We start from the raw sequence: 14,914 nt of genomic DNA on the forward strand, positions 1-14,914 counted from the left end.
TCCAAAGATTCAAACACTTTTTACTACTTTAAGCAATGGGCAGGTTCCACGTGAATAAGCACATCAAAGATCTCAGGAAAGTGGGAAAGGAGATGGTTCTTTACAAGGTGAGCAATATCATGACCTTCTTTTACGCTTATTTGGGAATTTACCATAATATGTAAATCTACATGATAAATCATGCCTGTTTTACGAACATTACATTTCTCGGTACCTAAAACCCCAGGTACCTTAAGACTGATTTCACGAATTTCCGAAATCATATCATCATACATATGTTCATCCATCACCTCTCCAAGTGCTGGTCTTAGTATAAGATAAGCATTATAGAGTATAAATCCTGATGCAAAAAGAGCCGCCCAATCATCTGCGGTTTCATAACCCTTACCCATAAAAAGTGCGATGGAAATTCCTATAAAGGCCATTAAGGAGGTGATGGCATCACTACGGTGATGCCAGGCATCCGCTTTTAATGAAGTACTTTTGGTTTCATCACTTTTTTTTGAAACTCTACGGTAGAAATATTCCTTAATAATCACAATGATACCCAGTACAATTAAAGTGTAGGGCTCGGGAACTTTATGTGGGGTCTGTATATGCTGTATGCTTTCGTGCGCAATAATTGTAGCTGAGACTATTAAAAAACCAACTACTGCAAAGGTTATTAATGGTTCTGCTTTTCCATGCCCATAAGGATGGTTTTTATCCGGAGGACGACTGGAATACTTGAGCCCAAGTAGGACTAAAAAGGATGAAAATACATCTGTAGTAGATTCTATGGCGTCTGCAATAAGCGCATAGGAATTTCCGAAAATCCCTGTAATAAACTTGGCAATGGCTAACAGAGCATTTCCTATTATACTGAGCCAGGAGGCTTTTATCGCTTCATGGGTATTGTGATCCATTTAAGAGGTGTGGTTTGGTTTGCAAATTTAATGGGAATTAAAGGAATCTATACCATTTCCAGTAGCATTATGGAAAATTATTTAAATTACCACCAGACTACAAATATGCGTTCAAAAATATTTCCAGGTTTTTTTACCCAAATTAATGGTGCCCTATTTTTTTGAAATAAACTTTGAATTTGGCTGATTATTTCAGAATGAGAAAACCAGGTTTCACCATCTTTAGGTAAAATTGGCCAATCTTGTTTTTTTGGAGCATAAAATTGATAACCATTATACTCAGTGGAGTTGAAATCCTCAAAATAGAGCCATATTCCAGCGATGCATCGGTTATTTATATACGCAAAATACTTATCTCTAAATTGCCTGGGAATAAATAAATTGGCTTTAAAACAGGTTCGCTGAATAATTTTTTCAGAATTTATATCTAAAGAATTCAATAAGTTTTTAGTCTCAGCCTTAAATAGCAGCGGAAATTGTTTCTGTTTTAGTTTTTCGGTTTTTTGAAGTAAAGAATCCTTTCGGTTCGGACCTATCCAGCGGTTAATTTCTGAATTAAAAGAAGGATCGTAGAGATAGAATTTGTAAACCATTTCTACATGAATATTTTGCCTATTGATTAGATCTCTAATCAAAAAATCAAGCTCTCCCTGGGTGATGTTATCACGATTGATCTGTATATTTTGAGCCAATAATTTATATCCTGAATCCTGTTGAATTATCCATTCAAAAAAACGTTCTACCCGTTTCCCCATAACAAAATTTTTAGCAAGTGAGGGCAGGCATTTTTCCAGGTTTGTAGGTGAAAAATTATCAGGTTCAGGTAAATTAAACTGAATGAGTTCCTGAAAATGATGATCCCAAAGTGGTGGGGTCTTCAAAAAACCTTGAAATTGTTTTATTAAGCGATTCTTCATTTTTCAGACAAAAGATTTGTTTGAAATTCTCTGGGATTTTCTTCTATTTTTCATCCTCCTGATCCGTACTTAAAAGATAACCAAAAGGCTTTAAGGCCGCAACATGATTAAAAATAACGTTTAAAATACCCATAACTGGAATGGCTAAAATCATTCCCATTATACCCCATATCATATTACCCAAAATAATGGCAAGAATAACAAAGAATGGATGGATATCTACTTTATCTCCTACAATGTATGGTTCCAAAACATAACTTTCGATAAACTGGACTATCGAAAAGGTTAGGATAATACCAATAAGGATACTGATTTCGCCCTGGGTAAGGTAACCAAAAATTAAAGCTAAACCCATTCCTATGATGTTGCCAATAAAAGGAATTAAGGTCAGGAAAGCCGCAATTACCGAGATAAGTATAAAATTATTCACCCCCGAAATTCCTAAACCAATACTATAAAGAACAGAAAGTATTATGATTAATATTAATTTTCCCCTTAAATAGAACTGGGCTACCCTTGCCGTTTCATTAATGATTTTTTTGACTTCCTCTTTGCGTTCATTAGAGAATAACTTTAGAATAAAGATTTTAAAGCGCTTTCTGTAATTTAAGAGAAAAAAAATATAGATAAAAGTCAGGAGATAATTACTGATAAAACTAATAACCGAATTTATAAAATTAAAAGCTTTTTGTCCGGAATTCCCACTGGAAGTCAGAATACTTTGCACATCGTTATTCTTTTTATATTCCTCTAAATCCTGACTGCTTAATGCTGTATGCTCATATGCGTAATTTTGTAATTGTTCTATTTTGGGCGCCATTGTTTCCTTAATTTTATCCCAATCATCTACAAAGTTTTTAATTTGAAAGGAAAGCAAAACAAAAACCCCCAGGCTAAATAATAGTAATAATATGGTACTGAGAAGGGAAGAAAATACCCGGGTGAGATTTCTTTCCATCAAATTACTTAAGGGAATTAATAACAAGGCCAAAATTATGGCAGTTACCAATGGAGCTAGAAAGCCTTTTGCATCGGCCAAACCCGAGAAAAGGAAAAAAGCTCCCACTATAAGAGCAACAATTGGGTAAAGTAAAGTCTTATGGGCGGTGTTCATCAAATGCTTGGTTTAGAAGTAGGAAGATAGAGAAAGTTATTCAGTTCTTCCATAGCTTGTTTGAATGAAAGGAATTTTAATTGTTATCATCCAACCCAGAAAACCACTAAAATTCCAAATAAAGCTGACCAGATTCAAATACTTCCTTCAATTAAATTTAAATGTTTTCTACATTTTTTAAAGATTAGGAAGTTTATTACTATTTTCAATAGTTTGTATAAAAAAAATATGAGAACCTGATTATCATCATATTAATGAAAAGTAAGTTGATTTAAGTTTGTAAAAACTTAAGCCTATGTCCTCAAATCTAATCAATAAATATAACGTACCTGGGCCCAGGTACACCAGTTACCCAACTGTTCCATACTGGGATGGAACAAGATTTTCTTTGTCAGGGTGGAAAAAAAGTTTAATCCGTAGTTTTAATAAAAATAAGGAGATTAGCCTTTATATTCATTTGCCGTTTTGTGAGAGCTTATGCACGTTTTGTGGATGCAATAAACGAATTACAAAAAACCATGAAGTTGAATCTCCATATATAGAAAGTTTATTGAGGGAATGGGATCTTTACCTTGAAATACTGGGTGAAAAACCTATAATTCGGGAAGTGCATCTTGGGGGAGGAACACCTACTTTCTTTGCTCCTGAAAATCTTAAATTTTTATTGAAAATGCTTTTCCGTAAGGCTCACCGAGATTGTGCAACAGAATTAAGTTTTGAGGGACATCCTAATAATACTACCAAGGAACATTTAGAAACCCTTGCCGAACTTAATTTTAAGCGTGTAAGTTATGGAGTCCAGGATTATAATGAAAAGGTTCAAAAAGCAATACATCGAATACAGCCTTTTATAAATGTAAAGAATGCAACAGAACTGGCAAGGCAGGCTGGGTTTAAATCGGTTGGTCACGATATCATATTTGGTTTACCATTTCAAACAAAAACAGATATAATTGAAACCATACAAAAGACCAAATTACTAATGCCGGACCGGATTGCATTTTACAGTTATGCGCATGTCCCTTGGATAAAAGGAAATGGACAACGCGGCTTTAAGGATTCAGATCTTCCGACTGCTAATGAAAAAAGGGAAATGTACGAAACAGGAAAGCAAATGTTAGAAGCAGCCGGTTATATAGAAATAGGAATGGATCATTTTGCTCTTAAAACAGATTCTCTATATAAGGCTGCAGAAGAAAAAAGCCTACATAGAAACTTTATGGGGTATACTACATCTTCAGGATCGTCAATGATTGGTCTAGGTGTTTCGGCCATAAGTGATAGCTGGTATGGATTTGCTCAAAATGAAAAATCATTAGCATCCTATCAAAATCTTATTTCACAAGGAATTATTCCTATTTTTCGCGGGCACATTTTAAGCGATAAAGATCTAATTATTAGGAAGCATATTCTCAATCTAATGTGCCGTTTAGAAACAAGTTGGAAAGACCCTGAAGAATATTTTGAGGAATTACCCGAGGTGCTTATTAAACTAAGAGAAATGGAAGCTGATGATCTTGTCATCTTCTCAGATACGGGATTATCAATTCCTGAAAAAGGGAGACCATTTGTAAGGAACATTTGTATGGCCTTCGATTTAAAAATGCAGGCAGAAAAACCAAATACCCAATTATTTTCCATGACCGTGTAAAAGGAAACCGGGAATGTAAACAGACCGGCAGGAATGTTTCTGTCGGACTGTTTCTTTTATTACTTTGTATTTTATTTTCAAATCAACTTTTATTCTTTATCATTCCCGCTATTTATCATATTCAAAACGATAAGAACCAGGCCGGCACAAACAACAAAAAACATCGCGATAAGGAAACTTCCCATTTCCCAGTTCACCAATCCAATAGTGTCTAATAATTTCATTACAATATACTTTAAGTTAATGGCAGCGCTTGGCTGCTGTGATTTCTGGAGTCATTTCCCGGGGAGACAGATATGGGATTCCAAGCCCCATTCCTCTTAGTACAAATAGCAATCCAATAAGCACTACAAAAACCGGTACCGCTTTTCTAATTTTAGAGCGTAAACTAAGGTTGATAAAATTACCAAGATAAATTGCAGCGGTCATCAACGGAATTGTTCCCAGACCAAAAACTGCCATATATAAACTACCTTCTAAGGCCGTCCCCGAAGCAATGGCACCAAAAACTGCCATATAGATTAGTCCGCAAGGAAGAAAACCATTTAGAAAACCAATAGTATAAAAAGTATCAGGAGATTTTTGTTTTAACTGTCTTCCAAGATTGCTTTTTATTTTGGAAACCATTTTGAAAATAGGTCTTGAGCCATTGTATTTATTAAGAGTTTTATATGGAATAAGGATTACTAAAATCATTAAAACTCCCACTAGTATAGAAAGCTGCTGCTGAAGCCCAAACAATCTCAAACTCCTGCCTAACAATCCAAATGAAAATCCGATGATCGAGTAAGAGCTTAATCGTCCAAGATGGTATAAGGTGATTTGGCCAAGTTTTTTAAGTTCATTCTTGTGGTCTACCGGCAATAAAAATGCAATCGGACCACACATACCTACACAATGAAAACTTCCCAGAAGTCCAAATATTAATGCCGATATCAACATTTAGTAAACTATTTCGTTTTTATACAAATAAGGTTTCCCTTCATATTTCCAGTGAATATTAATATTCCATCGTCCACTAACCAATTTATCATCGTGTATAAGCACCTGATGTGCTTTGAGGTTCAATGGAATATTAAAATCTAATTTTTGATTTGATGGACGATAGAAATTTATATTTCCTGAAATTTTAGAAAGCTCAAGATTCTTTGGAAATTCAATAATCCAACCATTTTTTGCCCTGTGATCACTAATATTCTTTTCTAAAGCAAACGCATTGGTTTCTGCATTAATTTCATCCTGATAATGTAATTCTCTTTTATAATAATCCTCAGTGACCAAATCGTGGTCGAACTTTTTATCAGTGAGCATATTGATGACCAAAAACATTATGAAGCTAATAAAAAGCACCATTCCAATTACAATTCCTGTTCCCCAGTTTATTTTCATCTTTTCTAATTTTAATTAAAACTACGCGGCCCCATAAACATTGTGCTGGTTGTTTCTATTAATCGTTCTCCGCTGTAAATACCAATCTTTAATCTTTCTTTTTCTTCTTCCAGGGCTGCAGTATGTATTTCTATAAATAAAGTGCCTTCAGTTAATTCTTGTCCAGGCACCAATATATTTGATTGCTTTACCGGCATAATTTTTCCCCGATGGGATAATAATCTGAATTCAATATCTTCAAAATCAGCCGTAGTTTTATTAACTAATTTATAGGTATATACATTGCTTATAATATTTTCTGCCTTTCGTTCATACAATTGCCCCGGTAATCTTAAAATCCTTGCTTCAACGTCACTTCTTATAAATAATATTCCAACTAAGACTGCGGTTAAAATTCCTAAAACGATGCTGTAACCCTTTAGTCTGGGAGTAATTCTAAATTTTGCCTTCTTTTCAATATTTTCTTCGCTGGCATACCTAATTAAGCCTTTCGGCAAATCTACAGCCTCCATCATATTATCGCAGGCATCTATGCAAGCGGTGCAGTTGATACATTCGAGTTGTGTGCCGTTTCTGATATCTATTCCTGTGGGGCAAACCTGAACGCATTGAAAACAATCTATACAATCGCCTTTCCCAGCTGCACTACGATCTTCGTTCTTTTTAAACTTAGCCCTTCCTTTTTTCTTTTCTCCGCGCTTATGATCGTACGCAACAACAATAGATTTATTGTCTAATAAAACACCTTGGAGCCTTCCGTAGGGACAGGCAATTACACAAACCTGTTCTCGGAACCAGGCGAATACAAAATAGAAAACTGCCGTAAAAATCAATAAGGATATAAAAGTGCTCAAATGATTTAATGGACCGTCGGTCACATATTGAATAAGCCGGTCACTCCCCATTAAATAAGCCAGGAAGACATTTGCAATCAGAAAAGAGATGATAAAGAATAAAAACCATTTAAGAGAACGTTTTCTAATTTTTTCGGCGTTCCAATCCTGTTTTTCTAGGCGCATTTGTTTACCACGGTCTCCTTCAATCCAGTATTCTATTCTGCGGAAAACCATTTCCATAAAAATGGTCTGGGGACAGAACCAACCACAAAAAATCCTTCCGAAGGCAACGGTAAAGAGAATGATAAAAACTACCCCTATAACCATCATAATTACAAAAATGTGAAAATCCTGTGGCCAAAAAGGAAATCCAAAAATATTAAAACGCCTTTCCAAAATATTGAACATCATAAACTGGTTACCGTTTATTTTAACAAATGGAGCGGCAAAAAGTATTATGAGCAATACATAACTAACATATTTTCTATATTCATAAAATCTTCCTGAAGGTTTCTTTGGGAAAACCCATAATCTTTTACCCTTATCGTCCGCCGTGGCAATGGTATCCCTGAATTCTTCTTTATTACCCAAAACCTTCTTTTCTTAAAATTAATTTACTCTTTTCCAGCTTCCCAAACTTCGCCTTCGGAAGCTTTAGGATCTACAGGATTGCTGCCCTGAAGACTTAAAACATAACTGGCTACTTGCGCAATTTCTTTTGCATTTAATTCGGATTTCCAGGCGACCATTCCTTTTCCATCACGGCCACCCTCAGAAATTGTTTGGAAAACATTACTGATTCCTCCGCCTAAGATCCAGTGCTTATCGGTAAGGTTAGGTCCAATAGCACCACCACCATCAGCTCGGTGACAAGCCATACAACTGGTCATGAAAATTTCCTCTCCGGATTGGAGATCCGAGGCTTTAGTTAAAAGTTCTACAGAAGAAGCATCAATAAGATCTGGATGAGCAGCTTTGTAAGCTTCAATTTCTTCCTTAGCTTCTGTAATTTCAGCCAGATATTCTTCTCGCTGGGTCTCCCCATCAAAAATGTGGTAATAAGCCATATATACAAAGGCAAATAAGATACTTATGTAAAAACCATAAAGCCACCATGAGGGAAGATCGTTATCCAGTTCCTTGATGCCATCGTAATTATGATCTAAAAGAATCTCCTGCTCTTTTTCTACAGGCTTTTGATTCAACATTTTCTTATAAAACTTTTTCAAGCCTGAAAACTGTTTTTCAGCATTTTCAGCTAGCAGTTTTGTGTAACGCGCCTGTGCATCAGGCTTTAAACTTCTGTAAACCGTATTTTCTAAAGCAGTAATAGAAATTTCTATAGCCAAAGCAAAAACGATTACTACTACTAAAATCCACCAAATAACCGGATATTGCTCAATGGCCCAACCGCTTTTTGATTCTACCGTAAGTTCAATTAAAATCAGGGCGAGAATTAAAAATCCGGCAATTCTTAAATAAGATATAATTTTCATAATTCCTCATTTAATGGGTTAGTGTCTAATGGTAATTTGCTTACCTCATCTATATTCTTTTTTTCAGCAGTAATTACCCAGACAAAAAGCACTACAAAAAAAATAAAGAAAATAAGAAGGGAAATTAACGGATAGATCATCACGCCGTCTATACTTTCCATGTGGCCTTTTACAAATTTGAACATGCTTAGTTATTTTTAGTTTTTGAAACTTCTATATCGTTTACTTTAATATCAGTTCCCAGGCGCTGTAAATAAGCGATAAGGGCTACTATTTCACGGTTTCGCATTGCTACAAACTCGGTATCATTTTGCTCCGCAAATTCTTTTTCAGCTTCATATGTCTTAACGAAGTCTGGATCTGCATATAAGTTTTTCTCAATTTGAGTACCCTGATCTGCCATCCACTGCTGTGCATTTTCAATTTCCTCTAAAGTATAGGGTACACCTAACTTTTTAAGGACTCTCATCTTCTTTTGGGTATCGCTTTTGTCAAGTTCATCGGTAATTAACCATTTGTATGACGGCATAATAGAACCTGCCGAAGTACTCTGTGGATCGTACATATGATTTAGGTGCCAGTTATCGGAATACTTTCCGCCAACACGCATAAGATCAGGCCCGGTACGCTTGCTGCCCCATAAGAAAGGATAATCGTAAACATATTCTCCAGCTTTAGAGTATTCACCATAGCGTTCTACTTCACTCCTAAATGGTCTAATCATTTGTGAATGGCAACCAACACAACCTTCACGAATATAGATATCCCGACCCTCTAACTCTAATGGCGTATAGGGTTTTACACTGGAAATAACCGGTACATATTCATCTACCATTAAAGAAGGTACAATTTGAACAATTCCACCTATTAGAATCGCTATAGTTGCAAAAATGGTAAGTTTCACAGGTCTTCTTTCCAGCCAGGAATGGTAGGCTTCCCCTGAAGTTCTTTTTCGTGTTACTTTTTGAAGTGGCGCTGCTTCAGCCAGTTCATCTTCAACCGCGCTTCCCTGTCTTACCGTTCTAACAATATTATAAAGTAAAATAAAGGCTCCAATAATATATAAACTACCACCTATTGCTCGCATCCAATACATGGGCATTATAGAAGTTACAGTCTCCAGAAAATTCCCATAGGTAAGGGTTCCGTCAGGATTAAATTGTTTCCACATAGAAGCTTGAACAAATCCGGCAACATACAATGGTAATGTATATATGATGATTCCCAGAGTTCCTATCCAGAAATGTGCATTGGCCAACTTTATAGAATATAGTTTTGTTTTAAATAATCTAGGTACTAACCAGTATACCATCCCGAAAGTTAAGAACCCATTCCAGGCTAAAGCACCAACGTGTACATGGGCAATAATCCAGTCGCTAAAGTGTGCTATTGCATTTACATTTTTCAACGATAGCATTGGTCCTTCAAATGTAGCCATCCCGTAACCAGTAATAGCCACTACGAAAAATTTAAGAACAGGATCAGTTCGTACTTTATCCCAAGCACCCCGTAAGGTTAGAAGTCCATTGATCATACCTCCCCAGGAAGGAAACAATAGCATTACCGAAAATGCTACCCCCAGGTTTTGTGCCCAGTCCGGTAAAGTTGAATATAATAAATGGTGAGGTCCAGCCCAGATATAAATAAAAATCAGCGACCAGAAATGGATAATAGACAGTCGGTAAGAATAAACCGGTCTGTTGGCAGCCTTGGGAACAAAATAATACATTAAACCTAGGAATGGAGTTGTAAGAAAAAATGCCACCGCATTATGTCCGTACCACCATTGTACCAAAGCATCCTGAACACCTGAATATACCGAATAGCTCTTAAAGGCACTCACTGGAATTTCAATATTGTTAAAAATATGAAGAACCGCTACGGTTACGAATGTGGCCAAATAAAACCAAATAGCAACATACAAATGCCGTTGCCTTCTTTTGATCATAGTACCTATAAGGTTGGCCCCAAAGGCAACCCAAACCAATGTAATAGCAATATCTATTGGCCATTCAAGTTCTGCGTATTCTTTAGAACTTGTAAAACCCATTGGGAGTGTGATCGCAGCGGAAACGATAATAGCCTGCCACCCCCAAAAGTTGAAATTACTTAAAAAATCACTATACATTCGGGCCTTCAGCAAGCGCTGCGTTGAATAATAAACCCCGGCGAAAATTGCATTTCCAACAAAAGCAAAGATGACCGCGTTGGTATGTAAAGGCCTTAAACGACCAAAACTTAACCAAGAAATTCCATCGGTTATATTGGGAAACAAAAACATAAGGGCCAGTAAAAGGCCTATACTCATACCTACAATGCCCCAGAAAATGGTAGCCATAGTAAACTTTTTTACGATCTTGTTATCGTAATGAAATTGTTCTATTTCCATAGTTAATTCGATTTCTTGTTTTTGGTGGAATCCGATTTATCTGACCTGACTAATTCATCATCAAAAAGCATCCTTACTGATGGAGTATATACATCGTCATACTGTCCTTTTTTAACCGAAAAAATAAAGGCGATAAAAAAGATGAGAGCAACCAGGATACTTAAAGCAAGCAAGAGGTAAATAATGTTCATTGTATTTTTGATTATTTCGACAAACTTAAAACTGTGTTAAAGTTTAAAATATGATCTAGATCAGGTTTTGCTCACTAAAGGTTTAAATTTTCTCCCAGCAAGATTTGTGGCCAGGGTTGTAAAAGTCACAATACTAATAGAACTCAGTGGCATCAAAATAGCGGCAATTACCGGCATTAAGTTTCCACTGACTGCAAAAGCAAGTCCTACGATGTTATAACAAAGGCTCAACACAAAACTCCACTTGATAATTTTCACGCCTTTTTCTGAAAGTTTAAAATATTCATTCAAACTGGTAAGATTGCAAGCCTCGAGGATACCGTCACAAGCCGGGGAAAAAACATTGATATTTTCAGAAACTGAAATGCCCACATCGCTTTGTGCAAGGGCCCCAGCATCATTAAGCCCATCGCCAATCATCATTACAGATTTTCCTTCTTGTTGAAGTTTCTTTATAAAATTAAGCTTATCCTCGGGCTGCTGGTTGAAATGAAATTTAGTTTTCATCGGCAACATATTTTCAAGTTTTTCCCTTTCTCCATCATTATCTCCTGAAAGAATAAAAAGCTCTTTGCTATCTCCTAATTTTCTAAACAAATCAACCAGGCCTTCTCGGTAAGAATTTTTAAAAATGTAACAGCCTTTGTATTCATTATTACTACTTATGTGAACCGTAGTTTTATTAAATTCTTTAGTATCACAAGCACTTTCTTTTACAAATGAAGCAGAGCCAATTTTCATTTTACTGCCATTGCCTGCTGAGCTAATTCCTTTCCCGGAATACTCTTTAAATTCATCTAAACTCAGGATTTTATTCTTCTCCAGAATCTGGTAAAGTTGCATGCTAAGAGGATGACCTGAAGCCCTTAAACTACTGCTGAGTAATTGTTTATCAAAAGCATTAAGTTTTAAACCTTCATAGTAAACTTCGGTTTTTTTATTAGAAGTAATCGTGCCGGTTTTATCAAAAACAAGGCAATCAATTTTTGCAATTTGTTCAATGACACCGGCTTCCTTTAGGTAGAATTTATTCCTTCCAAAGATGCGCAGTAAATTTCCAAGGGTAAATGGGGTAGCTAGAGCAAGGGCGCACGGACAGGCTATTATTAGAATTGCTGTGAAAACATTTAGCGCTTTGGAAGGGTCGTAAAAAAGCCAGAACATTGTGGCCAAAAAAGCTATGCTTAAAACTCCTGCTGTGAATCTTTTACTTATCTGATTGATTAAATTTTGAAATTGTCCCCTTTTATCTTTTTTAAAGATCTCATTACTCCAGAGTCTAGTAAGATAACTTTGATCTATGGCTTTTATAGCTTCAATTTCTAACATTCCTCCTTGCTGGCGACCACCTGCATAAAGTGTTTCACCGGATTCTTTTTTAACCACTTCAGCCTCACCGGTCACAAAACTGTAATCTATATTCGCCATGCCCTTAATCAAAACAGAATCGATTGGGATCAATTCCGCATTTCTTATTAAAATACGGTCACCTGGCTTTACCTTATAAACTTGCACTTGCTCTTCTGTAGTTTCCCTGGAGGTATTAGTACCTAATCTTGTAACTGCCATTGGGAAATATGATTTATAATCCCGCTCAAAAGATAAATAGGAATAGGTTTTTTGTTGAAAGAATTTCCCTAGAAGAAGAAAGAAAACCAATCCGGTAAGACTGTCAAAGAAACCAGTGCCGAGATCAAATAGAATTTCAGTGGAACTCCTAATAAAAAGCACGGCGATTCCCATGGCAATGGGAACATCTATATTTAAAATTCTAGCGCGCAAACCTTTGAAGGCAGAAATAAAATAATCAGATCCGCTATAGAATACTACAGGAAGGGAAAATGCGAACATTAACCATCGAAACAAATGTTTAAATTGCTCAAGCCAGAATTCCTTGACTTCGAAATACTCGGGAAAGGAAAGAAACATAACATTGCCAAAAGCAAATCCGGCAACTCCTAATTTATAGATTAAGCTTCGGTCTATTTTATGGTTTTTTTCATCATAATCTTTCAGAGAAATATAAGGTTCATAACCAATCCTACTTAGAAGATATACGAGTTCCTTAAGATTTATTTTGTCCGAAGAAAAATTAATCCGAACTGTTTTCTTGGGAAAATCTACTTGTGAGTACTTTATCCCCTGGTTAAGTTTTCCTAAATTTTCCAAAACCCATATACAGGAACTGCAATGCATTGATGGAATTAAAAAAGAGACGATTTGGTTCTTGTTTTCATTGAATTCTAGCAACTTTTCAACTATTTCTGAATTATCCAGAAAATCAAATTTCATCTCAGAAGCACCAGGGGAGATTCCTGGTTTTTCCTGAAGCTCATAATAATATGTAAGATTACTTTCAACTAAAATCTCAAAAACAGTTTTGCAACCATTACAACAGAAAACCTTTTCCTGAAAAATTATGAGTTCCTCCTTACATTTTTCACCACAGTGAAAACAACTGTCCATACTAGCATATTTGGTTACAAATTTTCAGGAAATTAGCTTAAGATAATATGACCAGGGTCAGCTTCCGGAAAAATTAATTTCCATTACCAATTTTTCGCAAATAGAAGTATCCAACTATACCGGCAAGAAGGGAGGCTAAAAAAATTCCGGTTTTTGCTTGGGCTAAATAATTTTCATTTTTAAAGGCGAGTTCGGTAATAAATAGGGACATGGTGAAACCTATGCCCCCAAGAAAACCAATGCCATAGACATGCTTCCATTTCACTTTATGGGGAAGTGCTGCAATTTTAAACCAAACCAAAAGTCTTGAGAATAACACAATACCCACAAATTTTCCAAAAATAAGCCCTAAAATCACACCAATACTTACCGTACTTAGCATTCCATCAAAAGAAGCTTTTTCGAAGCTAACTCCTGCATTAGCGAAGGCAAAGATTGGTAAGATCACAAAACTAACAAATGGATAAAGAGCGTGCTCTAAGCGCTGAAGTGGGGGAGTGGCATCCTCGGTTAATGATGAGAATTTTTCTATGTTATGGGTAATTCGTTCTTCAGCTTCTTTTGGGTTTTTCTTTTTACTTCTAAATTCCTGTTGAATTTCATAGGATATTAGTTTAGTTTTTCGAAGGAACAAAGGCGTATTGATACGTTTGGTATTTGGAATAGCAAAAGCGGCCAAAACAGCTGCAATGGTAGCGTGAACACCAGAAAGTAAAATGGCTAACCATAACCCACCTATTCCCATAACCGCATAAAAAAGTGTATTTCTAATTCCGATGAGGTTGGCTGTTGCCAGGATGAGTAAAAATACACTGGCCATGGCGAGACTTTGTACAGAAATATCTGAGGTATAAAAGAATGCAATGATTAATACTGCACCAAGATCGTCTACAATTGCAATGGCCGTTAAAAAAATTTTCAAAGGTAAAGGAACGCGATCTCCGAGTAAGAAAAGAATACCTAAGGCAAAGGCGATATCCGTTGCCATGGGAATACCCCAGCCCGAAACAGAATCCAAACCGGAATTAAAATAGTAATAAATAAGTGCGGGAAAAAGCATTCCTCCCAGGGCTGCTCCAACTGGAAGTATAGCTTTATTAAAACTTGAAAGTTCACCCTGTAAAATTTCTCGTTTTAATTCCAGACCAATCATAAAAAAGAAAATCGACATCAGGCCGTCGTTAATCCAGTGAAGCAGATTTTTCTTTATAACAAATTCGTTTACTCCAATATGAATGTATTGTTTCCAGAGATTGTGGTAAGCATCAGCAAGGGGAGAATTTGCCACGAGCATGGCCAGCAAGGCAGAGAAGATGAGTAGTAAACCAACAGAAGTTTTTTTCTCAATAAAATTTTTAATTGGCAATAGCAGGTAGGTATCAAGGTGGGATTTTTTCATAGTAACCTGGTTCTAGAGAATATGTCAATTGGTACAGTTCCCTAAAATTATGGCCTTTTTTAAACTCAAAATATGATCAGTCTCAGGTTTATTAATAAAATGAAATCCAAATAATTTTGTAATCAGGATTTGATTCTGTCGATTTTTATACTAACTTAAAT

The 14,914-nt window shown here is 36.0% G+C and carries 14 protein-coding genes; 1 reads left to right on the plus strand and 13 read right to left on the minus strand.

Annotated elements, in window-relative coordinates; genetic code table 11:
• Window positions 1-23: 23 nt before the first annotated feature.
• From DET49_RS05550 to DET49_RS05560, 3 genes are all read right to left on the minus strand, one after another.
• Complete coding sequence (locus DET49_RS05550; RefSeq protein WP_133547110.1) at window positions 24-905, minus strand: cation diffusion facilitator family transporter; 882 nt, start codon at window positions 903-905, stop codon at window positions 24-26.
• Between the two features lie 86 nt (window positions 906-991).
• Window positions 992-1,822 (minus strand): DUF1853 family protein, encoded by an 831-nt coding sequence (locus DET49_RS05555; protein ID WP_133547111.1) that lies wholly within the window; start codon window positions 1,820-1,822, stop codon window positions 992-994.
• Window positions 1,823-1,865: 43 nt separating this feature from the next.
• Complete coding sequence (locus DET49_RS05560; RefSeq protein WP_133547112.1) at window positions 1,866-2,936, minus strand: AI-2E family transporter; 1,071 nt, start codon at window positions 2,934-2,936, stop codon at window positions 1,866-1,868.
• 295 nt (window positions 2,937-3,231) lie between these two features.
• On the opposite strand from DET49_RS05560, the gene hemN reads away from it, so the two are divergent.
• Entirely contained in the window at window positions 3,232-4,587 is a 1,356-nt protein-coding gene (hemN, locus tag DET49_RS05565; protein ID WP_133547113.1) for an oxygen-independent coproporphyrinogen III oxidase, read from the plus strand.
• Window positions 4,588-4,676: 89 nt separating this feature from the next.
• Here the strand turns inward: hemN and DET49_RS18820 are convergent, their stop codons facing one another.
• The 10 genes from DET49_RS18820 to nhaA all read right to left on the minus strand — a co-directional run bounded on the left by DET49_RS18820 (window position 4,677) and on the right by nhaA (window position 14,753).
• Window positions 4,677-4,811: a hypothetical protein gene (locus DET49_RS18820; RefSeq protein ID WP_262707971.1), complete on the minus strand. Its 135-nt coding sequence runs from the start codon at window positions 4,809-4,811 to the stop codon at window positions 4,677-4,679.
• Between the two features lie 16 nt (window positions 4,812-4,827).
• Window positions 4,828-5,529: a sulfite exporter TauE/SafE family protein gene (locus DET49_RS05570; protein ID WP_133547114.1), complete on the minus strand. Its 702-nt coding sequence runs from the start codon at window positions 5,527-5,529 to the stop codon at window positions 4,828-4,830.
• Window positions 5,530-5,976, minus strand: a complete 447-nt coding sequence (locus DET49_RS05575) for a FixH family protein (protein ID WP_133547115.1) — start codon at window positions 5,974-5,976, stop codon at window positions 5,530-5,532.
• 11 nt (window positions 5,977-5,987) lie between these two features.
• Entirely contained in the window at window positions 5,988-7,403 is a 1,416-nt protein-coding gene (gene ccoG / locus DET49_RS05580) for a cytochrome c oxidase accessory protein CcoG (RefSeq protein WP_133547116.1), read from the minus strand.
• 23 nt (window positions 7,404-7,426) lie between these two features.
• Window positions 7,427-8,308, minus strand: a complete 882-nt coding sequence (locus DET49_RS05585; protein WP_133547117.1) for a cbb3-type cytochrome c oxidase N-terminal domain-containing protein — start codon at window positions 8,306-8,308, stop codon at window positions 7,427-7,429.
• Window positions 8,305-8,493, minus strand: coding sequence for a CcoQ/FixQ family Cbb3-type cytochrome c oxidase assembly chaperone (locus tag DET49_RS05590; RefSeq protein ID WP_133547118.1), 189 nt, complete (start codon window positions 8,491-8,493; stop codon window positions 8,305-8,307). The genes DET49_RS05585 and DET49_RS05590 overlap by 4 nt, the downstream gene beginning before the upstream one ends.
• 2 nt (window positions 8,494-8,495) lie before the next feature.
• Window positions 8,496-10,697: a cytochrome-c oxidase, cbb3-type subunit I gene (ccoN, locus tag DET49_RS05595; RefSeq protein WP_133547119.1), complete on the minus strand. Its 2,202-nt coding sequence runs from the start codon at window positions 10,695-10,697 to the stop codon at window positions 8,496-8,498.
• Between the two features lie 2 nt (window positions 10,698-10,699).
• On the minus strand, window positions 10,700-10,888 hold the full coding sequence (ccoS, locus tag DET49_RS05600; protein WP_133547120.1) for a cbb3-type cytochrome oxidase assembly protein CcoS: 189 nt from the start codon (window positions 10,886-10,888) through the stop codon (window positions 10,700-10,702).
• Between the two features lie 60 nt (window positions 10,889-10,948).
• A complete protein-coding gene (locus tag DET49_RS05605) occupies window positions 10,949-13,354 on the minus strand; it encodes a heavy metal translocating P-type ATPase (protein WP_133547121.1) in 2,406 nt (801 codons plus the stop codon).
• A 73-nt stretch (window positions 13,355-13,427) separates the two neighbouring features.
• Window positions 13,428-14,753, minus strand: a complete 1,326-nt coding sequence (nhaA, locus tag DET49_RS05610) for a Na+/H+ antiporter NhaA (protein ID WP_133547122.1) — start codon at window positions 14,751-14,753, stop codon at window positions 13,428-13,430.
• Window positions 14,754-14,914 lie beyond the last annotated feature (161 nt).

The organism is Salegentibacter sp. 24, from assembly GCF_004362395.1.
Taxonomy (GTDB): domain Bacteria; phylum Bacteroidota; class Bacteroidia; order Flavobacteriales; family Flavobacteriaceae; genus Salegentibacter.

What these genes read in the sequence shown, in the direction of transcription:
- DET49_RS05550 (WP_133547110.1), bottom strand. Translation starts at nt 905, where the DNA reads ATGGATCACAATACCCATGAAGCGATAAAAGCCTCCTGGCTCAGTATA.
- DET49_RS05555 (WP_133547111.1), bottom strand. Translation starts at nt 1,822, where the DNA reads ATGAAGAATCGCTTAATAAAACAATTTCAAGGTTTTTTGAAGACCCCA.
- DET49_RS05560 (WP_133547112.1), bottom strand. Translation starts at nt 2,936, where the DNA reads ATGAACACCGCCCATAAGACTTTACTTTACCCAATTGTTGCTCTTATA.
- hemN (WP_133547113.1), top strand. Translation starts at nt 3,232, where the DNA reads ATGTCCTCAAATCTAATCAATAAATATAACGTACCTGGGCCCAGGTAC.
- DET49_RS18820 (WP_262707971.1), bottom strand. Translation starts at nt 4,811, where the DNA reads ATGAAATTATTAGACACTATTGGATTGGTGAACTGGGAAATGGGAAGT.
- DET49_RS05570 (WP_133547114.1), bottom strand. Translation starts at nt 5,529, where the DNA reads ATGTTGATATCGGCATTAATATTTGGACTTCTGGGAAGTTTTCATTGT.
- DET49_RS05575 (WP_133547115.1), bottom strand. Translation starts at nt 5,976, where the DNA reads ATGAAAATAAACTGGGGAACAGGAATTGTAATTGGAATGGTGCTTTTT.
- DET49_RS05585 (WP_133547117.1), bottom strand. Translation starts at nt 8,308, where the DNA reads ATGAAAATTATATCTTATTTAAGAATTGCCGGATTTTTAATTCTCGCC.
- DET49_RS05590 (WP_133547118.1), bottom strand. Translation starts at nt 8,493, where the DNA reads ATGTTCAAATTTGTAAAAGGCCACATGGAAAGTATAGACGGCGTGATG.
- ccoN (WP_133547119.1), bottom strand. Translation starts at nt 10,697, where the DNA reads ATGGAAATAGAACAATTTCATTACGATAACAAGATCGTAAAAAAGTTT.
- ccoS (WP_133547120.1), bottom strand. Translation starts at nt 10,888, where the DNA reads ATGAACATTATTTACCTCTTGCTTGCTTTAAGTATCCTGGTTGCTCTC.
- DET49_RS05605 (WP_133547121.1), bottom strand. Translation starts at nt 13,354, where the DNA reads ATGGACAGTTGTTTTCACTGTGGTGAAAAATGTAAGGAGGAACTCATA.
- nhaA (WP_133547122.1), bottom strand. Translation starts at nt 14,753, where the DNA reads ATGAAAAAATCCCACCTTGATACCTACCTGCTATTGCCAATTAAAAAT.